The organism is Sulfurimonas sp. CVO (genome assembly GCF_009883775.1).
GTDB classification, from domain to species: domain Bacteria; phylum Campylobacterota; class Campylobacteria; order Campylobacterales; family Sulfurimonadaceae; genus Sulfurimonas; species Sulfurimonas xiamenensis.
In genome coordinates, this window is record NZ_CP033720.1 from 896,695 (window position 1) to 922,282 (window position 25,588).

Sequence of the window (25,588 nt, forward strand, 5' to 3'; positions counted from 1 at the left end):
TATGTTAAATTAAACAGGTACAACAGTAAGCCGAGTTTTGTTTTGGTAGCATTAATCTACTTTACTATTTACATAGTAACTCTAGCGAAACAGTAGCATAAGTAAGATTACATTGTAATTTTACCCCTAAGACGCTGACCATCTGTTTCTTGCTGCCATGTTGGGTTTACAAGCTCTCTATATTACTATAGAGACTGGTGGTCTCTTACACCACCCTTTCACCTTTACCGCTGTTGGCGGAAGTCTACTCTCTGTTGCACTTTCCCTCGTATTGCTACGGCCATTAATTAAATGGAACACTGTCTTAGAGCAGCTCGGACTTTCCTCTTGAAATAAATCAAGCAACTACCCGTTGTACCTTTAAAATAATACTAAAAATTTCCTTTAAATCTGTTTATGAACATCTGTTCATAACATCTGCTTGATTGATGAACAAGTGTTCATCATCACATAAGCATAGATTAACACTTGTTCATATATAATTTTATTTAAATTAACAATTGTTCATATACTAAAAAAGGTTGCAAAATGCCCGAAAACAAGACGATTCAAAAGAAATCAAATACAAAACAAAAGATTATAAAAGTGTCATCTACACTCTTCTCAGAATATGGTTTTAAAGCAACAAGTGTGCGAAAAATAGCTTCAGAAGTAGGAATTAGGGAGAGCGCTTTGTATAATCATTTTAAGAATAAGGAGGAGATATTTTTATGTGTCGCAAAAGAGATATTTTCTTCTCCTTTTCATACAAATGAGACAAATATTAAAGAGTCAGCACTCAAGGGAAAAGTTTTTTTACAAAAGTTTGCTATGCAATATAAACTTCTCACATTTGATAAAAATAATGAGAATATGTTTAGATTGCTAATGATTGAGTTATTCCAAAACAGAGAACTTAGAGAACAGTTTATGAATGAATTTCATAATGAAAATATAAAAATGTTCTCTGAAGCATTTTTTATAATGATGCAGAACTCTTTAATACGCTCTGCTGATCCAATGATGGTAGCTTATGAATTTATTTCCACCCTATTCTATATACGATTGCAAATTACACTTCTGAGGTTTGATAGCACGCCTACAACAGCTCTATCTACACAGTTTGAAAAGCATGTTGAGTTTTTTTGGGAAAGTATTAAAGTGTGATATTTTTTAATATTAAAATATTTTATTTCTAATACTATTTAATATCAGAAATATATTTAAAAAAAGCAGCCCTTTTGAAGGCTGCAAAAACTACAGGCAAGCATAAAATTATTTTGCTACTGCCTCTAGTGCATATTTTTCACCAAGATCATATGCTATTTTATTTACATCATGAACTTTGGCAGGTACTTTTGAGAGCATTGTTTCGATTAAAACTTCTCTATCAAGAGGTTTCATAATTGTATTTGCTATTGCAAGTGCAACAACTGACTGAGTAATAACATTACCAACTTCCTCTTTTGCAATAGTAATAATCGGAATTTCAATTATATTCCATTTTTTTCTATCTTCATCGCTAGGTTTAACAAGGTTTGGATCTATAACAATAGTTCCGCCCTCTTGTACACCTTTTTTAAATTGATCATAGCTTACTTGTGCAACAGAGAGCATAAAGTTTATCTCGCCGTCATTCGCATATGGATAGTAAATTTCATCATCATCTAAAGTTATATCAACAACAGTCGGTCCACCACGAACTTGTGAAGTATATGTTGCTGTTTTTAATCCATTACCGCCGGTTTTAATTTTTGCAGCTGCAAAAATTTCACCAGCGAGAAGAACACCTTGTCCGCCAACACCTGTAAATCTCATTAATGTTCTAGCCACCCCGTGCCTCCTTATATTTTTTTCTTAAAGTCATCTTGAGTAATTGTTTTTCTTTTACCTTGATGTACTTTAATAATTTCAGCATACATATCACAATACTCAGCTGCTTGTGTATCTTGTTTTAAAACACCTGTAGGAAGTAAATTTACTTGTTCCTCTTCTGTCATAGTGTCATATTTTTTCTTTGAAACCGTAATACTGTCTATCCAATTAAGATTTTCAATAGCAGAATTCATTTTATTTTTTCTACCAAGATTAATATGGCAGTTTGATAAAACTTCAAGAAGTGAAAAACCTTTGTGTTCTAGTGCTTTTACCATAGTTTTTTCTAATTTTTTAGGATCATTTACTGTCTCTCTCGCCACAAAAGAAGCTCCTGATGCAATTGCTAAATTACAAGTATTAAAAGTTGGATCAATGTTTCCAACTTGTTGCGATACTGTCCACATACCCTGTGGAGTAGTTGGACTTGTTTGAGAATTTGTTAATCCATAAATAAAGTTATTAATTATAATAAATGTTATGTCTATGTTTCTTCTACAACCATGAATTGTGTGATTACCACCAATTGCTAAAGCATCACCGTCACCCGCAACACAGATTACATGTTTAGTAGGATTTGCAAGTTTGATACCTGTTGCAAATGCTATAGTTCTTCCATGAGTTGTATGGACTGTATTAAAATCAACATATGATGAAAATCTTCCTGAACATCCAATTCCTGAAACTAGGCAGATATCATCTTTATTTATACCAAGGCTGTCAACCGCTCTAACAAAAGCTTTTAGGATAACACCATCACCACAACCCCAACACCATAGTGTCGGCATTTTTTCCAGTCTTAAATAGTTTTCATAATTAAATGCCATTTTACAGCTCCTTTACTTTATTAACAATTTCATAAGGAGAAATTGGTCTTCCGTTTACTTTGAATAAACCATTTATATCAAGTCTTCCAGTAGCGCGTTGTACTTCGTCTCTATATTGACCGATATTTAGCTCTACACATAAAACTTTTGGTATTCTGTCTGCAAGCTCTTTCATCTTCTCTGCCGGACTTGGCCAAAGTGTAATCGGTCTGAATAATCCTGCTTTAATACCCTCTGCTCTTAAGTGGCGGATTGCCTCTTTTGCAGCAAGAGAAACTGAACCATACGCAACAATTAAAATCTCTGCATCATCCATATGAAACTCTTCATAAGATTCAAGCTCATCTTTATGAAGTTCTACTTTATCTTCAAGCCTTTGAATAAGTTTTCTACATGTCTCTATCTCTTCAGTAGGGAACCCTCTTTTGTCATGGTGAAGACCTGTAAAATGGTATCTGTACCCTTTAAACATAGGATTTAAAACTGCAGGCTGATCACTTTCACACTCATATGGAAAATACTCCTCTGCAGGGCCTTCGAATGTTTTTCTAGGAACAATTCCTGCAGCAACCTCTTCTTCTGTAGGAAGCATTGCTTTTCCATGCATGTGTCCCAATGTTTCATCTAGTAAAACAAATACAGGCTGCATAAATCTGTCTGCTAAGTTAAATGCTCTTACAGTTTCAGTATAACACTCCGCCAATGAACCTGCACATAGCGTGATTGATTTGTAATCACCATGTGATGGATTCTTTGCCTGAGCAACATCCCCTTGAGATACACGAGTCGGAAGACCAGTTGATGGGCCGCCGCGCATAACATTAACTACAACCAAAGGAACTTCAGTCATTTGAGCCAAACCAAGATTTTCTGCTTTAAGCGAAATACCTGGACCTGAAGTAGCAGTCATAGTTCTAACACCACTCATTCCGGCACCAATCGCTGCTGCAACTCCTGCAATCTCATCTTCCATTTGAATACAAGCTCCGCCGACTTCTGGCATTAAATTAGACATTTCATGCATAACTTCGCTTGATGGAGTAATAGGATAGCCCCCAAAAAATCTACATCCTGCATCTTTTGCAGCTATTGCAGCTAATTCATTACCGCTTGAAATTATTTCTCTTGTTGCCATTATTTAGCTCCTTGTTCATTAAGTGACATATAATTATTTGCAACAACTGCTTCCTGACGCGATTTTGATTCATCAGTAAGTTTTGCAAATTTATACTCTTTTCTATCTGCAACATAAATTGCAAAATCAGGACATGATAATTCACACTCCATACATCCTATACAAGACTCTGGATGCTGAATAGATATCATAGCACCAAGAGTAGATGTAGGTTCATACACCATTCCAAGAACGCCCGCAGGGCATACAGAAACACAAATATCACATGCTTTACAATTACTGGTATTTACCCATACCGGTTGATTACCAGGATTTTCAGTTTTAAAAGTTCCCATTTACTCTCCTCTTTTGTTTTGAAGCGCAGCACAATGTGTGAAGTATCTCTACGCCACATTCTTGAACTGTTACTTATTTTTACAGATAGGTTAACCTACTTTAATTAATATAGCTCTAAATTTGTGCTAATGACGCTTCTTTTTAACATATTTGTTACCGAATGAAGCTCGCACTAAGAAACAATATTTACTTAGAAAGCACCTCTGCAACTGCTTTTCCGATATCAGCCGGAGAAACTACAACTTTAACACCTGCTGCTTCCAGAGCAGCCATTTTCTCAGCTGCAGTTCCTGCTCCGCCTGAAACAATTGCACCCGCATGACCCATTCTTTTGCCTTTTGGCGCAGTTTGCCCTGCAATAAAAGCTACAACAGGCTTCTTGATGTTTTCTTTAATAAATGCAGCTGCTTGAATCTCAAGGTCTCCACCGATTTCACCAATCATAACAATTGCATGTGTCTCAGGGTCTGCTTCAAACATTGGCAAAAGCTGTTTATAAGAGAGGCCTATAATCGGGTCTCCGCCGATACCAACAGCAGTTGAGATCCCAAAGCCCTCTTTTACGACTTGGTTCGCACCCTCATAAGTAAGCGTTCCAGACTTTGAGATAAGACCGATATTGCCCTTTTTGAAGATCATACCCGGCATAATACCGATCTTACACTCTTCTGCAGTTATAATTCCAGGACAGTTTGGCCCAATTGTCTTCATACCGTGTTTTGTAGCATAAGCTTTTGCAGCTTGCATGTCACGAACAGGAGCACCCTCTGTAATAACAACGGCGAGTTCAATTCCTGCATCTGCAGCTTCCATTACAGCATCTGCAACAAAAGCAGGCGGAACAAAAATCATTGAAACAGTAGCACCTGTAGATGATACAGCTTCTTTAACTGTATTGAAAACAGGCTTTCCTAAATGCTCTTGACCGCCTTTATTTGGAGTAACTCCCCCTACAATTTTTGTTCCGTATGCTAAACACTGCTCAGCATGAAAAGATCCCTCTTTTCCAGTAAAACCTTGAACTATAACTTTCGTATCTTTATTTACCAATATACTCATAAAACTTATTCTCCTTTTCTAAAGAAACAGCGCTTAGGCTTGTTTTGCCGCAGCTACTGCTTTTGCTGCACCATCTGCTAAATCTGTAGCTGTTATAACATTTGCAATATTTGCGTTTTTTAAAATCTCTGCCGCTTCAGGTGCATTTGTGCCATCAAGACGAACAATAACCGGCACATGAACATCAACAAGCTTTGTTGCTTCCAAAATACCGTTTGCGATACGGTCACATCTAACGATTCCGCCGAAAATATTTACAAAAATAGCTTTTACCTTTGGATTTTTAAGAATAATCTCGAATCCTTTCGCAACAGTTTCAGCATTTGCAGAACCACCGACATCAAGAAAGTTTGCAGGAGTTCCGCCCATATAGTTAATCGTATCCATTGTACCCATTGCAAGCCCTGCTCCGTTTACCATGCAACCGATTTCACCATCAAGACTGACATAGCTCAGGCCATACTTTCCAGCTTCTCTCTCATCTGCATCTTCTTCACTGATATCTCTCATATCTTCAATATCAGGATGGCGTCCAAGAGCTGAATCATCAAATCCCATTTTCCCGTCAAGCGCTAAAAAGTCGCCGTTTCCAGTTTTAACTAAAGGATTTATCTCTATCATTTCAGCATCATTTTCCAAATAAAGATTATAGAGTGCAGCTGCTAATTTGATAAATTTGCCCTGCTCTGCTTTATCTGTTATGCCCAAACCAAAAACTAATTCACGACCGTGAAAACCTTGAAAACCGATAGCAGGATCAACCGCAACTTTAATAATTTTTTCTGGAGTGTCATGCGCAACATCTTCAATTGCCATACCGCCCTCTGTTGAGGCCATTATCACAGGCATCTCTTTCGCGCGGTCAAGAACAACACCAAGATATAACTCATCTTTAATATCTGCACCGTCTTCAATATATAGTTTTTGAACTAATTTTCCTTCAGGTCCTGTTTGGTGTGTAACCAAAGTCATGCCAAGAATTTCACTAGCAAGCTGTTCAACCTCTTCTATTGAACGAGCAAGTTTCACACCGCCTCCCAGTCCGCGGCCGCCAGCATGAATTTGAGCTTTAACAACCCAGATTGGTCCGCCTAACTCCTCTGCATTCTTAACTGCTTGCTTTACGCTTTCAGCCATTAAACCTCTCGGTGTAGGCACGCCATATTTTGCAAAAATCTGTTTTGCTTGATATTCATGTATATTCATTTACTTTCCTTCAATTAAGTTTAGTTGTGCTTGCATCAGCCCTTAAGCTTTGGGAGCAATCATATCTTTTGGTATAACATATTTGTCGAACTCTTCAGCACTGAGAAGACCCAGTTCTATTGCTGTCTCTTTTAAAGTTGAATTGTTTTTATGCGCTGTTTTAGCAATTTTTGCTGCATTTTCATATCCTATATAAGGATTAAGTGCTGTTACAAGCATTAATGAATTATGCAAATAGTGTTCAATTTTTTCTTCTACCGGTTCTATTCCGACAGCACAGTTGTCATTAAAAGAAACAATAGAATCTGCCAATAAACGGCATGATTGTAAGAAATTATAAGCAATTACAGGCTTAAAAACATTTAACTGAAAATTTCCCTGAGAAGCTGCAAAACCGATAGTGGCATCATTTCCCATAACTTGACATGCAACCATTGTTACGGCTTCAGCCTGTGTCGGATTTACTTTTCCAGGCATGATAGAAGAACCCGGCTCATTTTCAGGAATAGTAATCTCACCTATTCCGCATCTTGGACCTGAAGCTAACCATCGAACATCATTTGCAATTTTCATCATATCGGCAGCTAAGGCTTTAAGAGCACCATGAGCATACACTAAAGCATCGTGAGAAGTTAATGCATGAAATTTATTTGGCGCTGTGACAAAAGTATGCCCGGTTAGCACTGTTAATTTTTTTGCAACTCTTTCTCCCAATTCAGGATGTGCATTAAGACCTGTTCCTACAGCTGTTCCGCCAAGTGCTAATTCACGCACTGCTTCAAGCGAATCTTTAGCCATTTTTTCACATTTATTAAGCATTTCAACCCAACCGCTAATCTCTTGACCAAGGGTTAATGGAGTAGCATCTTGAAGATGAGTACGCCCTATTTTTACAATTGAATCAAATTGAGTAGACTTCTGCTCAAGAGTAGATTTTAGCTTGGCAATAGCCGGTAAAATACGAGTTTCAACTGCAATAACAGCCGCTACATGAAGCGCTGTCGGATAGGTGTCATTTGAGCTTTGAGATTTGTTTACATCATCATTTGGATGAACAAGTTTCTCAACTCTAAAATCGCCGCCTAATATCTCTGTAGCACGGTTTGCAAGAACTTCGTTATTATTCATATTTGACTGCGTGCCTGAGCCTGTCTGCCAAACAACTAAAGGATAGTTTCCATCAAGTTTTCCTGCCAACATATCATCTGCAGCTTGCGCAATTGCATCTGCTTTTTTGGGATCTAATTTACCCAAATCTTTATTTACAAGAGCTACCGCTTTTTTAAGATATGAAAATGCTCTTGTTATCTCATAAGGCATCTTCTCTTCACCAATAGCAAAATTTTCTATTGATCTTTGTGTTTGTGCTCCCCAATATGCGTCTTTTGGAACATTTATTTCACCCATTGTGTCTTTTTCAATGCGACTGCTCAAATTATTCTCCTTCAAAAAAATTATTTTTATTTAATGTATCAATTAAAGATTTTACAGAGTTACATGAATTTTTAAACATCTCTTTTTCCATATCATCAAGAGTTACCTCAATAATTTTTTCAGCTCCATTAGTTCCAAGCATTACCGGAACCCCTGAAACTACATCAGAATATCCATATTCACCCTCTAGATATACCGCACAAGGATGAATCTGTTTTGTATCTTTTAAAATTGCTTCAACCATTATAGCTGTAGATTTTGCAGGAGCATAATATGCCGAACCTGTTTTAAGATAGCTGACAATTTCTGCACCGCCATTACGAGTACGAGCAACTATTTCATCAATTTCACTGCTACTTAAAAGATCCGTAAGAGGAACACCAGCTACTGTAGAGTAGCGAGGTAAAGGGACCATATCATCACCATGTCCGCCCATTACCGAAGCACGGATTTGACCACCGCCGTATCCAAGTTTTTCTTGAATAAAACTTGCCATTCTTGAACTATCTAGTACTCCAGCCATTCCTATTACGCGGCTTCTCTCAAATCCGCTCTCTTTTAATGCTACATATGTCATTGCATCTAATGGATTAGAAACCATTATTACTATTGCATTTGGTGAATATTTGGCTACACCCTCTATAACTTCTTTGGTAATTTTTGCATTGATCATAAGAAGATCATCACGGCTCATGCCAGGAAGTCTTGGACTGCCAGCTGTAACAACAACTACATCACAATTAGTTAAATCTGACATCTCTTCTGCAACACTAACTACTGTATGACTTCTTACGGCAGAAGCAGCTTGACTCATATCAAGCGCTTTTCCTTTAGCAACATCAATCTTGTTATCACGAAGAATTATCTCATGACAAGAACCAAGCATTGCTAGAGAGTAAGCTACCGTTGCGCCAACATTTCCGGCACCTACTATTCCTACTCTTTTTCCTTGATTCATATACACTCCTTGAGTAAATTATTATGATATTTTAGTGAAATACTTTTTAGGTATCTTTAAACTATCAAATAAAGACTTTTTGCCTTTTAAATAAAACTAAAAACAGTTTCATTAAAAAAGAAAAATAGAAATAGAGAAGTTCCTGCATATTATTTATGCAGAAACAATCTCTTTAAGTAGATAATTTAGATGCTGTCTATAATCGCATTAAGCGTTGCAGACGGTCTCATTGCTGCTTCAGTTTTTGCATCATCAGGATGATAATAACCGCCAATATCTTGAGGTTTCCCCTCTACAGACAAAAGCTCTTCCATAATTTTAGCTTCATTTTCTTCTAAAGCTTTAGCAACCGAAGAAAATTTTGCAGCCAACTCTGCATTGTCAGATTCTGCAAGAGCCTTTGCCCAATACTGAGCAACATAGAAGTGAGAAGCTTTATTATCAGGCTCCCCTGCTTTTCTACTAGGTGCTTTATTATTATCAAGGTAAGCTTCATTTGCTTTATCTAAAGCTTCAGTAACAGCTTTAAGGTTTGCATCTGGGTGTTTTTGTTCAATATATCTAAGTGACTCAGCAAGCGCCAAAAATTCACCTAGTGAATCCCATCTTAAGTGCCCCTCTTCTAAAAATTGATCAACATGCTTAGGAGCAGATCCGCCCGCACCTGTTTCAAAAAGACCGCCGCCCGCTAAAAGAGGAACTATTGAAAGCATTTTTGCAGAAGTTCCAAGTTCTAAAATCGGGTACATATCAGTCAAGTGATCGCGTAAAACATTTCCTGTAACAGAAATAGTATCTTTTCCTTCTCTTACTCTTGCGTTAGTATAAGCAACTGCAGAAGCTACATCCATAATAGGAAGCTCAAGACCTGAAGTGTCATGCTCTTTTAAATACTCTTTTACTTTTTTTATAAGATTTGCATCATGTGCTCTGTTTTCATCAAGCCAGAATACCGCAGGATTTCCTGTAAGTCTAGCACGCTCAACAGCCAATCTTACCCAGTCTTTAATAGGAATATCTTTAGCTCTAGACATTCTCCAAATATCTCCTGCTTCAACATTGTGGCTCATAAGTACATTGCCTGCAGCATCTTTTACTTCTACAACACCATCTTCAGCTATCTCAAAAGTTGTCGGATGAGAACCATACTCTTCAGCTTTTTGTGCCATAAGACCAACATTTGCCACATTTCCCATTGTAGTAACATCATATTGACCGTTTTTAACACAGTCATCTATCATACCTTGGTGAAATCTTGCATATGAACTATCAGGAATTACTGCAACACACTCTTGTGGCTTTCCGTCTCTGTTCCACATCTTACCGCCGTCGCGTACAACAACCGGCATAGAAGCATCAATAATAATATCATTAGAAGCGTGAAGATTTGTAATACCTTTATCAGAATCAACCATAGCCATTGGAGGCTGAACATCGTATGTAGCCATAATAGCAGCTTCTATCTCAGTTTTTTTATCAGCTGGAAGCTTCTCAAGTTTTTTATACAAATCGCCTAAACCTAAGTTTGCATTTACACCAATCTCTTTAAACTCTGATTCATATTTTGCAAAAACATCTTTAAAAAAGACCTTGATAGCATGACCAAACATAATAGGATCAGAGATTTTCATCATTGTTGCTTTTAGGTGCAAAGACCATAAAACACCATTAGCTTTTGCTTCATCTAATGATTTTTGATAAAAATCTTGAAGAGCTCTAGCAGACATGAAAGTACCATCAAGAACCTCTTTGTCAATTGCATCTATCTCTTTTAAACATTTACCATTTAGGTTAATAGTTACTTTTTGATCTCCATCTACTATAACAGACTGCTCATTAGCATAAAAGTCTCCATTCCCGTCCATATGAGTTACATAAGTTTTTGACGGATTTTCAAAAGGTCTTAACTTATGAGGATTTTTCTTAGCAAAATTTTTAACTGCAGCTGCAGCGCGTCTGTCTGAGTTTCCTTCACGAAGAACCGGATTAACTGCTGAACCTAAACATGTAGAGTATTTTGCTTGAATAGCTTTTTCTTCTTCAGTTTCCGGATTTTCAGGATAGTTAGGAAGCGCATATCCTTGTTCTTGAAGCTCTGCAATACACTCTTTTAACTGAGGAATAGATGCAGAAATATTTGGTAATTTTATAATATTACCTTCAGGCTCCTGTGCTACTTTACCTAAATAAGCTAACTCATCAGCGATTTTTTGATCGTCTGTTAAATATTCTGGGAAAGTTGCAATAACTCTACCCGCTAGTGAGATATCTCTAAGCTCAACTTCAACGCCTGCTGCTTTTGTAAAAGCTCTAACAATTGGAAGTAGTGAATAAGTTGCTAAAGCCGGAGCCTCATCAATCTTTGACCAAATAATTTTTGACATTGTGTTTCCTCAAGTTTATATTTTTCATTTTCATCAAGTATATGAAAATTTACAAGTTCAATGATATCATTAAGATGTAATAATATTAAGGAAGCGCATATAAAGATTAATTTATTTAACCCAAGTGTTTCATTTTGTAGCATCATTTATATTGGTCAAATGTGTAGAATAGTTACATGAAAAAGTGTGAGCGCCGTTTTTAGATTTAACAAAATAGAGATAATCTGTTTGTGCGGGGAAAATTGCCGCTTTAATTGCATCAAAACTTACATTACAAACTGGAACAGGTGGAATACCGCTGTGTAGGTATGTATTGTATATAGATTTATCCTCTTTTATCATCTTTGAAGTTACTTTTATATGTGAATATTTTCCATAATTTAGCGTACCGTCCATCTGCAGTTTCATTCCTTTTTTAATTCTATTGTGTATAACAGAACTAACTAGCGGCATCTCCTCTATATTGGCAGATTCTTTTTGAATAATTGATGCAATTGTTACAAAATGAAACCATTTCTTCTCATTATATGTTCCGAATATCTTCATTGAAAAATCTCTCATTTGTAAAAACGACTCTTTTAAAAGAATTTTTATAATCATCTCTTCAGTTATACCCATAGGCAAACTGTAGGTGTTTGGGACAAAAAGACCCTCTTTGTATTTTGATTGCACTGCATACTCTTTTTGCAGCAGCTCTCTGTTTAAATGAAATTCATCTGCTAATTGATCTAAAAATATATGTGTAGTTTCTCCAGGAATTAAAGTAACATTTTGAAGTGCAGCTTTTGCTGTTGTAAGTTTATAAAGAAAATCACCTCTCGTACTACATGTAGTTCCTATATCTATCCATCCGCTTTGTGGAGATCCTATAACTCTAAGCAACAGCGCATCAAGTTTATTGATGTTGTAATTTCTGCTTTGCAAATGTGCTATAATCTTATTAATAGAACCTTTTGGAATATATATAATCTGAGGGGAGTTTATAGGTTTATTTAGGTAGTACATGAACGACAATATTATAATCAATACAATTTCAAAAATCCATTTTATACTTATTAGTATTTTGTTGTTCATATTTTTACTGCTTTTTTCTTCATTTATACTTTTACAAAATGGTATATATATAGATGGCATATCATCCCAAAATATAAAAGTTAAGAAATTATACATTAAATGGGATGAAAAAATAAGCATAACTGCCGGAGAAATCAGCATTGCAAAAGGTGAAACAAAAAAAAGTTTCAAGATTGAATATGAAAACTATCTTAGAACTTTAAAAAATTTCCTACCTTTTACAAGTTGGTTTAAAGAGATAAATATTGAAAAAATATCTCTTAATAGTATTGATGGAATAATAAATTATATAGATGACAAAAAAAGTTTTGTATATTTCTCCTCTCCCAATTTTACCCTGCACGCATCTTTGCTGCCAAGCAATCATCTGTTTCATGTAAAAATTGATTCATTTAAATATTTAAATAACGATTTAAATATAGATGGGGATATTTTGCTAGATGCAAAAAAAAGATTAGAATTTAACACAGCTCTCAATATTTCAATAAAAGATAATGCAAAATTTAATCTCTATGCTTACAGTGATACCAAAAAATTATCATATAAAATAGAATCCAAAGAAGATATAAAAAATGCAAAAGATATAGTAGATCTCTTTAATCTTAATCCAAAAATCAAATATTGGGTATATGATGCTATAGAGATGTCAAGCCTTTCGTTAAAAGCTTTTTATGGGTGGTTTGAATATAAAAATCTTGATAAGGCATATCTGAATCTACATGCAAAAGCTGTAGCAAATAATTTAAATTATACTTATGATAAAAAAGTGGCACCTGTTCTTGCAAGCAGTACCGAACTGGAATTTAAAAATGGTGTGCTCTCTATCAGACCTCAAAATGCATATTCATATAATTTTTTTCTTGATAAAAGTTGGTTAAAAATTGATTTTTCAAAAAAAGAGGAACTCTTAACACTCTATCTGCTTTTTAAAGGCAAAGTCAACAAAGATTTGCTTACATTGTTAAAGAGATATAGAATTAAAATCCCTTTTGTTCAAAAAAAAGGTGAAGTAGATACTAATTTAACACTTGATATTAATCTGCGAACATTAAATGTAAAAGCAGCTGGAGAGTTCTATGCAAAAGAGGCTCAAATAGAGTATTTAGGATTGGATATAGATATTTTTGATGCTTATGTATTTTTAAACAATACATTAGTTGAAGTTAATAATATGGGTGCAAAGTACAAAAATATTGCGACATCTCATGTAGATTTAAATTTTGATGCTAAAAAATCCAAGGGAGAACTCTCTTTTAAATTTGATGCAATAGATTTAAAAGAGAACAATATAACACTTGCAAATCCTATAAAACCGTTTATTGCAACTTATACTATTTCACCAAAACAAGATTACTTAAAAATAGATAGATCTACTTGGAAATATAAAAATCAAATTTTGCATGTAGATGCAATAAAATTACCTTTTGATATAAAAAATTTAACAGCTTCTATCCCCAATACTAAAATAGAGTCTCCAAAAATAGGTTCAGCATCACTTTCTGGAGATATATTTTTTCAAACAAAAAAAGCTGATTTAAATATTAAAATTCTAAAAATTGACTATTCTGATATATCATTAAACAAAACATCTCCTTCTTTTCACTGGATTTATGAGAAAAACAGATCGCTTATAACCTCAAAAGATCCGATAATTTTAAGTATCGATAATAAAAAAATAAATATTGATAATTTAATCATTGATGCAACTCCGGAGTATATAAAAGCTCAAAACTTAGATATTAATTTTCAAAATAGTGTAAAATCCAAAATAAGCATAAACTATAATCTAAAAGATTTTACAGGAGTTTCAACTCTTCAAAATTTAGAAATTAAAGATAGTGAGTTTGGTGAAATTTTTAAAATAGACAAAAATATCGAACTTTTTATTGAGAAAGAAAATAACAAAATTTCAATAAATTCAAAAGAGTATGACTTTGAATATACTCTTAGCGAGAACGAGTGGATAATAAATCTAAACTCATTTGAAAAAATAACGCCATACTCTAATCTTTTAAGAAAATATGATCTAACAAATGGAAATTTTAAATTAGAAAAAACGAAAAACGAAAAAGATATAAACTTTTCTCTTAACACAGATTATAAATATAAGTTTCTTGCAACTGAGAAAGAGCCGATAAAAAGCTATACAATAAATGGAAGTTTTAATAAAGAGACAAATAGAATAATGCTCAGTGTTAATGATATTGTTGCTATAGAGATAAAAGATGATATAAAAATTAAAGCAGATAGTGCAGGAATCAATATAAAAGAGGTGATAAACTTTTTTACTGATAAAAAGAGTGAAAAAGAGACAAAAGAAAATATTGATCTCTATTTTGATGCAAACAATTCTTACCTTTATCTAGGAAATAACCGGCTTGTAATTTCTGATACAATGAAATTAAAATATCAAAATAAAGATTTACGCGCTGACCTTAAATATAAAGAGGGAAGCGCTGTTTTTAAACTTGGTAATGATAAAATGTATCTTTACGGTGATAAATTTAATGATCAATTTATGGATAAGCTTTTTGCACTTTCAAAATTTAGAGGTGGTTCTTTTGAGTTTTATATCAATGGTACAATAAAAGAGTACAATGGCACTATCTATATAAAAGAAGCAACAATTTTGGATTATAAAATTTTAAACAATATTCTTGCTTTTGTAAATACTGTCCCTTCTCTTGTAACTTTCTCTCTTCCTGGATACAATAAAAATGGAATAGCTGCCGAAAAAGCATATATTAATTTTAAATTTAAAGATGATATATATAAGATGAGTGATATTTATCTTAAATCAAAAGAGATTGAAATCGCCGGAATTGGTGAAGCAAGTATAGAAAAAAACAGCATAAATATGGATTTAAACTTAAAAACCGATTTAGGGAGTTCAGTCTCAAAGATACCTCTTATTGGGCATATACTCCTTGGAAAAGAGACTGTTTCAACAACCCTAAAAGTAACAGGTGCTTTAGATAATCCAGATGTTAGCACCCAGATAGCCAAAGATATAGCTGTAGCACCTTTTAATATAATAAAAAGAACACTTATGTATCCATTTGAACTATTTAAAAGTGAAGATAAAGAAAGTGAGTAGAGTTCTACTCATTTCTAAGAACAGTTAATATGTCCACTTCGCTTGCTTTTTTTGCAGGATAAAAAGAGGATACAACAACTATTATAAATGCTCCGCAAATAATAGATAAAAAATCTTTAAGACTTAAATCAAGCGGAAGCGTAGATGTAGGGTAAACATCTTTTGGCAGATGGATAATATCAAATGTACCAAGTATCCATAAACCGCTTAAACCAAAAACAATTCCCGCTAAAATACCGCTAATGCCGATAACTATGCCTAGATATAAAAATACTTTTTTAATCTCTGCAGATGTTGCACCAAGTGATAAAAGCAGTGCTATTTCACTTCTTCTGTTCATAACAGTCATTAAAAGAGAAGATATAATATTGATAGCAGCTATTAAAATAATAAGCATAAGAACAATAAATAAGGAGACTTTCTCTAACTCTAAAGCTGCAAAAAAGTTTACATTGTCCTCCCACCACCCTTTAATAGTTACACTTTGAGGGAGATATTTTTTAATTTTTAATATATCATTGTGAGGATCGCCGGAAAAAATATGAATTCCGCTGTATTGATTGCTTGGCAGATGCATCATAGTTTGAAGAGATGAAAGCGTTGTATAACTATATGCTTTATCATAAGCAGATAATCCTGAATCAAATATACCGTTAATATTGAATCTTTTTATTTTGGGAGTCACAGACATTCCGCCAGGTTCAACATGAGTAAATATATACATCAGTTTATCACCACTATAAAGATTAAGTTCCTCTTTTAGTGATTTTCCTATCAGAACATCAAATTTATCGAAATGTTTATCTTTGATAGCCTCTTTTAAAACACTGTTTACTTCAGCTTCACTCTTAAAATCAACACCAAATATATATCCACCTTCCAATTTTGAACCGCTTCTTGCCATTACGGATGATTGAACATAAGGACTGAATTTTAAATTTGAAAATTTTGATTCTAAATCAAGAAGCAGATTTTCATTAACTGCTCCATAAAATTTTGGAATAATTGTTAGAGGATAGTTCATAATAGTGAGTTTTTTTCTAAACTCATTATCAAATCCATTCATAAGTGCCATGGCAACTATAAGAACCATAACGCCTAAAGAAATGCCTAAAAATGCTAAAAGAGCAGATAAAAAAATAAATGGCTGTTCACTGTCAAATCGTAAAAAGCGTTTTACCAAATAAGAAACTATAGATGTTTTCAAGAAGCAAAAACACCTTTTTTCGGGCCGCTCTTACCACAACAAAGTTTATACTTTTTACCGCTTCCGCATGGACAAGGATCATTTCTGGCAATTTTTTTTGCAGGAGCTTTTTCCTCTTCGTTATAGAGATTAAACTGCATTGCTGCTTCATTTATTTTTCTCTCTATATCCATCTGCTGAGCAACTTTCTTAGCTTCTTCTTCAGGATTTTCAATTCTAAATTGAATCACTTGAAGTGTTTTTACAGTATTGAATTTAATATCTGCTATAAGTTCTGTAAAAAGGTTAAAACTCTCTTTTTTATACTCTACCAGTGGATCTTTTTGATTATATGCTCTTAACCTGATTCCTGTTTTCATATTATCCATAGCGTAAAGATGTTCTCTCCAAGCACTGTCAAGCTCTTTTAAATAAAGCTCTCTCTCAATTTCATTACAAACTTCTTTATTAAGTACACTCATTTTTTCATCATAAGCTTTTTTAACACTTTGAACTATACTGTTTAAGAGCTCATTATAGTCAAATGAGGAGAAATCATTTATATTTAGCTCTAAATTAAGCTCCTCATGAATAAGTTTAAATAGTTTTTCTAAATTAAAATCTTCTCTTGCTCCGCCTTCAAAAATATCACAGCTATTGAGCAGATGCTCTATATATTCAACTCTAATTTCATTGATTTTTGATGAAATATCATACTCAGGATCAAGCATTTGATTTCTAAATTTATAAATTATTTTTCTCTGTTCATTAGCTACATCATCATATTCAACAATCTGTTTTCTTCCCTCATAGTGCATGTTTTCAACTTTTTTCTGCGCTTTCTCAACTGCACGCGTGACCATTTTGGACTCTATATATTCACCGTCTTCAACACCGAGTCTCTCCATAATGCTTTTAATCTTGTCGCTTCCAAAAATACGAAGAAGGTTGTCTTCAAGAGATAGATAAAACTGTGTAGTTCCAGGATCACCTTGGCGTCCGCTTCTACCTCTTAATTGATTATCTATACGGCGATTTTCGTGTCTCTCTGTTCCTATAATATAGAGACCGCCCAAATCTCTCACTTCATCATTTACTTTAATGTCAACACCGCGCCCTGCCATATTTGTAGCGATTGTAACCGCTCCTTTGGCACCTGCATTTTTAATGATTTCACCCTCTTGTGCATGATTTTTTGCATTAAGTACAGTATGCGCAATTTTTTCTTTTTTAAGCATCTCATGAAGAACTTCTGACTTATCGATAGAAGCGGTACCGATAAGGACAGGCTGACCTGTTTTTGAAAGTTCTTTTATCTTTTTTATTGCAGCTTCAAATTTCTCTTTTTCTGTTTTATAGATAAGGTCGTTCAGATCTTTTCTTATTACCGGGATATTTGTAGGAATTGAGATAACATCAAGAGAGTATATTTGAGCAAACTCAGATGCTTCTGTTTGTGCCGTTCCTGTCATGCCGGCTAATTTATCATACATTCTAAAATAGTTTTGAAATGTAATATCCGCAAGTGTTTGTGTCTCTTCTTTTATCTCCACACCCTCTTTTGCTTCAAGCGCTTGGTGCAGACCCTCAGAATAGCGGCGGCCTTCGCTCAGACGACCAGTAAACTCATCTACAATAACAACTTCACCGTTATTTACTACATAATCAACATCTCTCTCAAAAAGATAGTTTGCTTTTAATGCCTGATCAAGTATATGAGATAATGAGGCATTCTCCGGACTATAAAGATTTTCAACCTTAAAAAGCTCTTCCGCTTTTGTAATTCCCTCTTCGGTAAGCAAAACAACTTTATCTTTTTCATCAACACTAAAATGTTCATCTTTGACAAGTTGAAGCGCTATTTTATTAGCATCTGCAAAATCTTGAAGTGCCCTGTTTGTAGGTCCCGATATAATTAATGGTGTTCTAGCTTCATCAATTAAAATACTATCTACTTCATCTACAATAACAAAATTATGTCCTCTTTGAACCATATGATCACGAGAATAACTCATATTGTCTCTTAGATAATCAAAACCAAATTCATTATTTGTACCATAAGTAATATCAGCATTATAAACTTCTTTTTTTACAGCCGGATCATGCATCTCATCTAAAATAACACCTACGCTAAATCCCAAAAACTCATAAAGAGGACGCATTTCGTTTCCGTCTCTTGAAGCGAGATAATCGTTAACCGTAACAAGATGCACGCCTTTGCCTGTAATTGCATTAAGAACAATTGGCAAAGTTGCCACAAGTGTTTTTCCTTCACCTGTTTTCATTTCTGCAATTCTGCCTTCATGCAGAACAACACCACCAATAAGTTGAACATCAAAGTGTCTCATATTAAGAGTTCTAACACTTGCTTCTCTTGTTATGGCAAAAGAGTCTGGCAAAACATCATCTAAGCTCTTCTCTTTGTTTAAAACACTATTCTTAATCTCTAAAAAAGCAGCTTTTAACTCATCATCTTTCAGAGCTTTATATTTACTCTCTAAATTATTTATTTTATTGACAATTTTTGTATATTTTTTTAATTCACGATCATTTGTAGTACCAAAAATCTTACCCATTAATGCCTGTAGCAATTCGCAACCTTATTGTAGATAAGTGCGTTTTTTATGCACCCATCATTGAAATTCTCCTTATTTTATCATACTTATAATAACAATTTGCATAAATCATAGAATGATTTTTAAATAATATGTAAACAGTCACTTTGATATAATTTTTAAAAAATAGGATAGAAATGAGATACCTTTTTTTAACAATTTTAATAAGCATGCAGTTATTTGCATCACTTGAAGAGATAACTTCATTTGAGGCAGATTTTACACAAAGTATCACAGATGAAAAAGACAAAACACTAACCTATAGTGGTCATATAGTAGCTTTAAAGCCGCAAAATGTTAAGTGGAGCTACAAAGAACCTGTTGAGAAAGATGTATATATAAATAGATTTGAAGTAACAGTTGTTGAACCGGAAATTGAGCAGGTAATTATTAGAAGACTGGAATCAAATTTCGATTTTTTCAAAATAATTTCTAATGCTAAAAAAGTTGAAGAAAATAAATATCTGGCGTACTATAGAGATTCTAAGTTTACTATAATCAAAAATAAATCTTTTATAGAATCAATATCTTATTTAGATGAGTTTGAAAACAGAGTTAAAATAACTTTTAAAAATCAAAAACAAAATCAAACTATTGATGAAACTGTATTTAAACCAATCTTTCCTTTAGAGTTTGATATCATAAGAGATTAGATGGTTCTAACATAAGAGAATCTATTTAAATTCTCTTATGCAGATATATATTATAGTTTATAATCTTTTATAAGGTTAAAGTTAAGATATTTATATATATCAGCTTCTTTACCGCCTATTTTTTTAGGAACAATATTTAAATACTCCTCTTTTGTCGGCAGATATCCCAACATTGCACATACTGCTGCAAGTTCTGCTGAACCTAAATAAACTTTTGCACCCTTGCCTAAGCGGTTATCAAAATTACGAGTTGAAGTAGAAAATACAACGGCATTATCTGCAACACGCGCTTGATTTCCCATACATAAAGAACATCCAGGAATCTCAGTTCTAGCACCAGAAGTTCCAAAAATAGAGTAATAACCCTCTTCTGTAAGTTGTTTCTCATCCATTTTTGTCGGAGGACAGATCCACAAACGAGTCGGAACAGCACCCTCTCCTTTTAAAACTTCACCAAGTGCACGGTAGTGACCTATATTTGTCATACATGAACCTACGAATACTTCATTGATAATATGAGGACGCTTAGGATCTGCTAAAACTTCTGTTAGAGTCGCAACATCATCAGGATCATTTGGACAAGCTAAAATCGGTTCAGTAATCGTATTTAAATCAATATTAATTACAGCCGCATACTCCGCATCAGCATCAGGTTTCATAAGAGATGGATTAGCAAGCCACTCATTCATTTTATCGATACGGCGCTGTAGTGTGCGCTTATCTTCATAACCGGCTTCAATCATAGAGTTTAAAAGAACGATATTTGACTTTAGATATTCAATAACTGGATCTTCATTTAGAAGAACAGTACATGCAGCAGCACTTCTTTCAGCTGATGCATCTGAAAGTTCAAATGCCTGCTCAGCTTTTAAATCAGGTAAACCTTCTATCTCTAAAATACGACCTGCAAAAATATTTTTCTTACCTTTTTTCTCAACAGTTAAAAGTCCCTCTTTAATTGCTTGATATGGAATAGCATTTACTAAATCACGAAGAGTAATACCAGGTTGAAGCTCACCGCTAAATCTTACAAGTACAGATTCTGGCATAGTAAGCGGCATAGAACCGGTAACACCTGCAAAAGCAACGATGCCTGAACCTCCAGGAAAAGATATACCTATAGGAAAACGAGTATGGCTGTCTGCACCGGTACCAACGGTGTCTGGAAGCACCATTCTATTTAACCATGAGTGGATAACTCCATCACCAGGGCGAAGAGCAACACCAGAACGCTTAGAAATAAAGTCTGGCAAAGTGTGATGCATTTCAACATCTGAAGGCTTAGGATATGCTGCCGTATGACAAAATGACTGCATTACCAAATCAGCACCAAATCCAAGTGCCGCAAGCTCTACAATTTCATCTCTTGTCATAGGCCCTGTTGTATCTTGTGAACCTACTGTTGAAGTTACAGGCTCAACATACATACCCGGTTTAACACCTTCCATTCCACATGCACGCCCAACCATTTTTTGAGCTAGAGTATATCCTTTACCATTATCTTCAGGCTGTTCAGGAGTTAGAAAAATATCTGTCGTACCAAGCCCAAGTACTCCGCGAGCTTTTGCAGTTAAACCACGGCCAATAATAAGTGGAATACGCCCACCTGCACGAACTTCATCAGTAATTGTATTAGGATTTAATTTAAATGTTGCAATACATTTTCCATCTTTATGTGCTTCGCCTTTATATGGATAGATAGTTACAACATCGCCCGTTTCCATTTCACTTACATCAAGTTCTAAAGGAAGCGCCCCTGAATCCTCACATGTTGCAAAAAATATAGGAGCAATAATTCCACCAAGAACTACACCGCCGGTACGCTTGTTTGGAACACCGGGAATATCCTCGCCCATATGCCACTGAACTGAGTTTACACCAGATTTGCGGCTTGAACCCGTTCCAACAACATCACCGACATAAGCAATTGGATTGCCCATCTCTTTTAATTTTTTGATGGTATTGATAGGATCATCCATTTTTGCCACAAGCATAGAGTTTGCATGAAGCGGAATATCTGAACGGGTAAAAGCTTCAGAAGCAGGTGATAAATCATCCGTATTTGTCTCACCAGCAGCTTTAAATACTGTAACTGTAATTGCATCTGAAAGTTCAGGTTTAGATGTAAACCATTCAGCATTTGCCCATGAAGTCATAACTTCCGTTGCAGCTTTATTGCCTGATTTATGCAACTCTTCTACATCATTAAATGCATCATATACAAGAAGGGTATGTTTTAAAGCCTCTTTAGCAGCTTCAACAACAGCTTCATTCTCAGAAGTAAGAGCATCTACTAATGGTTTTACATTGTAACCACCAAGCATCATACCCAACATCTCAACTGCTTTTTCAGGAGAAATAGCAGAAACTTTAGTATTACCAAGAACTACATCATTTAAAAATGCTGCTTTAACATAAGCAGCATCATCAACACCAGGTGATACACGATTTGTCAATAGATCTAACAACTCTTGCGTACACTCAGATTTTATCAATTTTATTAATTCTACTGTTTGCTCTGCAGAAAGCGGTAATGGTGGAACACCAAGTGTCTCTCTCTCAGCTATATGTGCTTTATACTCTTCTAAAAATGCCATTGTCATTCCTGTTTATAAATTTAAAGAAGATTATAACTAAATAAGTAAACAGCAAATCATATGTGTTACCAAAGTAAACAAAAGCTTTGTGATTTATTTAAAATATGTTTACTTTGGTAACATCTACAACTCTCTATAATGCAATTCAGCATCAATAGCATCTCTATTTTTTCCTTTATAGTTACTTTTTAACCATAAAAGGTATGAATCTGGCAGATCGCTATATGTCAATCCCTTATATTTTCCAAACTCAACTCTTTGTGTCTGCTGTGTTTTTAAAAATTTTTCTTCGCATTTTGCATTGATTGAGATTTTTTGCAAAAGTGAAACAAACTCACCAAATTCCAATCTTTTTTGAATAACAAAAGCATAAGAGCTAAAATCAAAAATACCCTTTCTCTCTTTAACAAAAGCTTCGATTTTTTGTATTTGCTCTACTGATAAATCTTCTAGGTTTTTTACATACACACTAAAAGAGTTGGGATATTTTGTGAAAATAAAATATGGCACTATCATTAAATAATTTCACGAATTCCTCTAGAATTAGGGGCAGAAAGCACTCCTTCACCTTCTAGCTGCTCAATAAGTCTTGCAGATTTGTTATAACCGATTTGCAGTTTTCTCTGAAGATATGAAATGGAGGTTTTTCTATCTGTTAAGACAACATTTTTTGCTTCATCAAATAGAGGGTCCAACTCTTCATATGTATCACCGGATGATGAAGCACTCTCTTCACTCTCTTCAACCAAAAAACTTTTATCATAATTTGCTTCTCTTTGTGATTTTATAAAATTAACAATTTTTTCTATCTCCTCTTCTGTACTCCAAGGTGCATGTAGACGGACTAAACCGGTCGAACCCGGAGGTGTAAAGAGCATGTCGCCTTTTCCTAAAAGCGATTCTGCACCCTGCTGATCTAAAATAATTTTAGAATCAACTTTCTGCCCTACTCTATACGATATGCGTGAAGGAAGATTTGCTTTTATAAGTCCTGTTACGACATCGACTGAAGGTCTTTGAGTTGCTACAACAAGATGTATACCAGATGCCCTTGCCATCTGTGCAAGTCTTGCAATTGAGTATTCAACATCCTTTCCGCTTGTCATCATCAAATCAGCAAGTTCATCTATAATAACTACGATATAAGGAAGATGCTCTCCACCCTCTTTTTTAACTTTCTCGTTATACCCTTCTATATTTTTTGTTCTATTAATACTCATAAGAGAGTAGCGTCTCTCCATCTCATGTACCATGTTATTCAGTGCAACAATCGCTTGTTTAGCTTTTGTAATAACCGGGGTTAGAAGATGAGGAATATCATTATAGATCGAAAATTCAAGCATTTTAGGATCAATCATGAGAAGTCTCAATTTATCCGGTGAATTTTTGTATAAAAGAGAGAGTATCATAGCGTTAATACCAACGCTTTTTCCGCTCCCCGTTGTTCCGGCTATAAGAAGATGCGGAAGTTTTTTCAAATCAGTTATAAATGGCTTGCCCACTATATCTTTTCCCAAAACAATAGTTAATGGAGAAGATGACTCTTTGAAAAGTTTGCTATCTATAAGCTCTCTTAAGTAGATTGTGTCTATTTTCTCATTAGGTATCTCAATCCCGACAACATCTTTTCCAGGGATCGGTGCCTGTATACGAATAGTTTCTGCACTAAGTGCCATGGCTAAATCATCTTGAAGATTTAAAATTCTAGAGACTTTTACATTTGCAGCGGGTTTAAATTCAAATGTTGAAACAACCGGACCTGCATATGTTCTTACAACATCACCTTCGATTTTAAAATGAGCCAGTTTTTCTATAAGAAACTTTATTTTGTCATCTAGCTCACTCTCATCTACGCTGTGGGTTTTATTATTTGGTTTTTGTAAAAAATCAATAGGCGGAAGCTTGAAATTTTTTGGTTTTTCAACTTCTCCCTTTTCTATAGATTCCAAAAGTTTTGCATTCTCTTCAAGCTCATCAACTACAATTGCATTTTTTTGCTCTTTTATCTCCTGAACTAAATCTATAATATTATGATGTTTTTTCTCTTTTGAAGATTCTACAGATTTTAAAGAGTCCTCTTCTTTTACTTCGGAGTTGATCTCTTTTCTTAAATATGCAGGTTTGTCTATCTCTTCTTCAATCTTCTCTACAGCAGACTCTACTGCTATATCACCTTCTTGTTTAACATTTTTATTTATGTTTTTTTCTTTAATAAAAGTGCTTTTCATAGGCTTTTTTAAAGTAGAATTTTGTTTATCTAAAAATTTTATTTTTATCTTATTTAAAAAAATATCTACTATTTCATGGGCGCTTTTATCAAAAATAATAACTATAGACAACAATGTTATAATAAACCAAAATGTCCAGAGACCAAAAGAACCGATATATGGAGATAAAAAATTGGCAAAACCAGCACCTACTTCTCCTCGTAGATTATCCTTTATCAATATTGCCTGTGCTAACAAAAAAGAGAAAAAGATTAAAAAAGAAGCCACAGTTAACTCGACTTTTCTTATATTTAATCTGCTGTCTTTGTAAAAATAATAAAGAGGAATCATAAAAGCAAATATGTAAATATAAGAAACATAACCAAAATATTTATGATTGTAGAATGCAAAAGTTGCACCATAACTTCCCATTAAGGCTGTAGAACCAAAAATTGTTGCAAATCCAAAATAGATTAGTAAACCAAAACTTATTATAAATAAAGTATCTTTCAAACTAGAATTTCCTTTTAAAATTTTAAAAAAAATTAAATTTAAATAATGTGACCCAAAGTAAAACAACTTCTTAACATAATAAAAATGAAGTATAACAAAAAATGCTTTATAAAGGATTTTTAAGTTCTCTTATAACTTAGATATTTTCAAATTTTTACATACTTTTTTTACTTTTTTGGAACTAAAAAAGATATTCTAATTTACATTTAAGTTACAACTCACTATCATTGCATCTTTTATGCCAGAGTGGTGAAATGGTATACACGGCGGATTCAAAATCCGCTGCCTTCGGGCGTAGGGGTTCAAGTCCCCTCTCTGGTACCACTAGTCATCAAAGCCCTATAAATAGGGGTTTTCAAAGAGAAAAATCTTCAACTATCAGTGATATTTATAGCTTTTTACTGATACTTTTACTGATACTTTCAGTAGTAAAATACACTATATTATATAGAC

General features: G+C 34.2%; 18 protein-coding genes, 1 tRNA gene and 1 other RNA gene. 4 read left to right on the top strand and 16 right to left on the bottom strand.

The genetic code is table 11. The features are described from left to right. Positions 1–10: 10 nt before the first annotated feature. An RNA gene (gene rnpB, locus CVO_RS04575) (RNase P RNA component class A) lies at positions 11–361 on the bottom strand. Positions 362–528: 167 nt separating this feature from the next. Here rnpB and CVO_RS04580 point away from each other — a divergent pair. Beyond that, positions 529–1,146 (top strand): TetR/AcrR family transcriptional regulator, encoded by a 618-nt coding sequence (locus CVO_RS04580; RefSeq protein ID WP_152299344.1) that lies wholly within the window; start codon positions 529–531, stop codon positions 1,144–1,146. A 108-nt stretch (positions 1,147–1,254) separates the two neighbouring features. Here the strand turns inward: CVO_RS04580 and CVO_RS04585 are convergent, their stop codons facing one another. The 10 genes from CVO_RS04585 to mltG form a co-directional block, all read right to left on the bottom strand. Further along, positions 1,255–1,812, bottom strand: a complete 558-nt coding sequence (locus CVO_RS04585) for a 2-oxoacid:acceptor oxidoreductase family protein (protein ID WP_159570338.1) — start codon at positions 1,810–1,812, stop codon at positions 1,255–1,257. A gap of 11 nt (positions 1,813–1,823) precedes the next feature. Continuing rightward, entirely contained in the window at positions 1,824–2,681 is an 858-nt protein-coding gene (locus tag CVO_RS04590; RefSeq protein WP_152299342.1) for a 2-oxoglutarate ferredoxin oxidoreductase subunit beta, read from the bottom strand. 1 nt (position 2,682) lies between these two features. Then, positions 2,683–3,816: a 2-oxoglutarate synthase subunit alpha gene (locus tag CVO_RS04595; protein WP_159570341.1), complete on the bottom strand. Its 1,134-nt coding sequence runs from the start codon at positions 3,814–3,816 to the stop codon at positions 2,683–2,685. Next, positions 3,816–4,151, bottom strand: coding sequence for a 4Fe-4S binding protein (locus tag CVO_RS04600; RefSeq protein ID WP_152299340.1), 336 nt, complete (start codon positions 4,149–4,151; stop codon positions 3,816–3,818). Before CVO_RS04600 ends, CVO_RS04595 begins: the two co-directional genes overlap by 1 nt. 187 nt (positions 4,152–4,338) lie before the next feature. Then, positions 4,339–5,211 (bottom strand): succinate--CoA ligase subunit alpha, encoded by an 873-nt coding sequence (sucD, locus tag CVO_RS04605; RefSeq protein ID WP_159570344.1) that lies wholly within the window; start codon positions 5,209–5,211, stop codon positions 4,339–4,341. Between the two features lie 33 nt (positions 5,212–5,244). Continuing rightward, the gene (gene sucC, locus CVO_RS04610; protein WP_152299338.1) at positions 5,245–6,417 is read right to left on the bottom strand and encodes an ADP-forming succinate--CoA ligase subunit beta; all 1,173 of its coding nucleotides are present in this window, start codon (positions 6,415–6,417) and stop codon (positions 5,245–5,247) included. 42 nt (positions 6,418–6,459) lie between these two features. Then, a complete protein-coding gene (fumC, locus tag CVO_RS04615; RefSeq protein WP_159570347.1) occupies positions 6,460–7,851 on the bottom strand; it encodes a class II fumarate hydratase in 1,392 nt (463 codons plus the stop codon). A 1-nt stretch (position 7,852) separates the two neighbouring features. After that, entirely contained in the window at positions 7,853–8,809 is a 957-nt protein-coding gene (gene mdh / locus CVO_RS04620; protein ID WP_152299336.1) for a malate dehydrogenase, read from the bottom strand. A 185-nt stretch (positions 8,810–8,994) separates the two neighbouring features. Next, the gene (locus tag CVO_RS04625; protein ID WP_159570350.1) at positions 8,995–11,193 is read right to left on the bottom strand and encodes an NADP-dependent isocitrate dehydrogenase; all 2,199 of its coding nucleotides are present in this window, start codon (positions 11,191–11,193) and stop codon (positions 8,995–8,997) included. Between the two features lie 129 nt (positions 11,194–11,322). Continuing rightward, complete coding sequence (mltG, locus tag CVO_RS04630) at positions 11,323–12,267, bottom strand: endolytic transglycosylase MltG (protein WP_502707888.1); 945 nt, start codon at positions 12,265–12,267, stop codon at positions 11,323–11,325. On the opposite strand from mltG, the gene CVO_RS04635 reads away from it, so the two are divergent. Then, complete coding sequence (locus CVO_RS04635) at positions 12,197–15,364, top strand: YhdP family protein (RefSeq protein WP_241691017.1); 3,168 nt, start codon at positions 12,197–12,199, stop codon at positions 15,362–15,364. The genes mltG and CVO_RS04635 overlap by 71 nt on opposite strands. A 4-nt stretch (positions 15,365–15,368) precedes the next feature. Here the strand turns inward: CVO_RS04635 and CVO_RS04640 are convergent, their stop codons facing one another. Both CVO_RS04640 and secA read right to left on the bottom strand, forming a co-directional pair. After that, positions 15,369–16,571 (bottom strand): ABC transporter permease, encoded by a 1,203-nt coding sequence (locus CVO_RS04640; RefSeq protein WP_159570356.1) that lies wholly within the window; start codon positions 16,569–16,571, stop codon positions 15,369–15,371. Beyond that, the gene (gene secA, locus CVO_RS04645) at positions 16,568–19,141 is read right to left on the bottom strand and encodes a preprotein translocase subunit SecA (protein ID WP_152299332.1); all 2,574 of its coding nucleotides are present in this window, start codon (positions 19,139–19,141) and stop codon (positions 16,568–16,570) included. Before secA ends, CVO_RS04640 begins: the two co-directional genes overlap by 4 nt. A 161-nt stretch (positions 19,142–19,302) precedes the next feature. Here secA and lolA point away from each other — a divergent pair, with 161 nt between their 5' ends. Beyond that, a complete protein-coding gene (lolA, locus tag CVO_RS04650; RefSeq protein WP_159570359.1) occupies positions 19,303–19,818 on the top strand; it encodes a LolA-like outer membrane lipoprotein chaperone in 516 nt (171 codons plus the stop codon). Positions 19,819–19,868: 50 nt separating this feature from the next. Here the strand turns inward: lolA and acnB are convergent, their stop codons facing one another. From acnB to CVO_RS04665, 3 genes are all read right to left on the bottom strand, one after another. Next, a complete protein-coding gene (acnB, locus tag CVO_RS04655; protein WP_159570362.1) occupies positions 19,869–22,415 on the bottom strand; it encodes a bifunctional aconitate hydratase 2/2-methylisocitrate dehydratase in 2,547 nt (848 codons plus the stop codon). A gap of 123 nt (positions 22,416–22,538) precedes the next feature. Beyond that, positions 22,539–22,931: a putative quorum-sensing-regulated virulence factor gene (locus CVO_RS04660; protein WP_159570365.1), complete on the bottom strand. Its 393-nt coding sequence runs from the start codon at positions 22,929–22,931 to the stop codon at positions 22,539–22,541. Continuing rightward, positions 22,931–25,135 carry an FtsK/SpoIIIE family DNA translocase gene (locus CVO_RS04665; protein WP_159570368.1) on the bottom strand — a complete coding sequence of 735 codons (2,205 nt, stop codon included), beginning with the start codon at positions 25,133–25,135 and terminating at the stop codon, positions 22,931–22,933. Before CVO_RS04665 ends, CVO_RS04660 begins: the two co-directional genes overlap by 1 nt. A 240-nt stretch (positions 25,136–25,375) precedes the next feature. Here CVO_RS04665 and CVO_RS04670 point away from each other — a divergent pair. After that, positions 25,376–25,459, top strand: a tRNA-Leu gene (locus CVO_RS04670). Positions 25,460–25,588 lie beyond the last annotated feature (129 nt).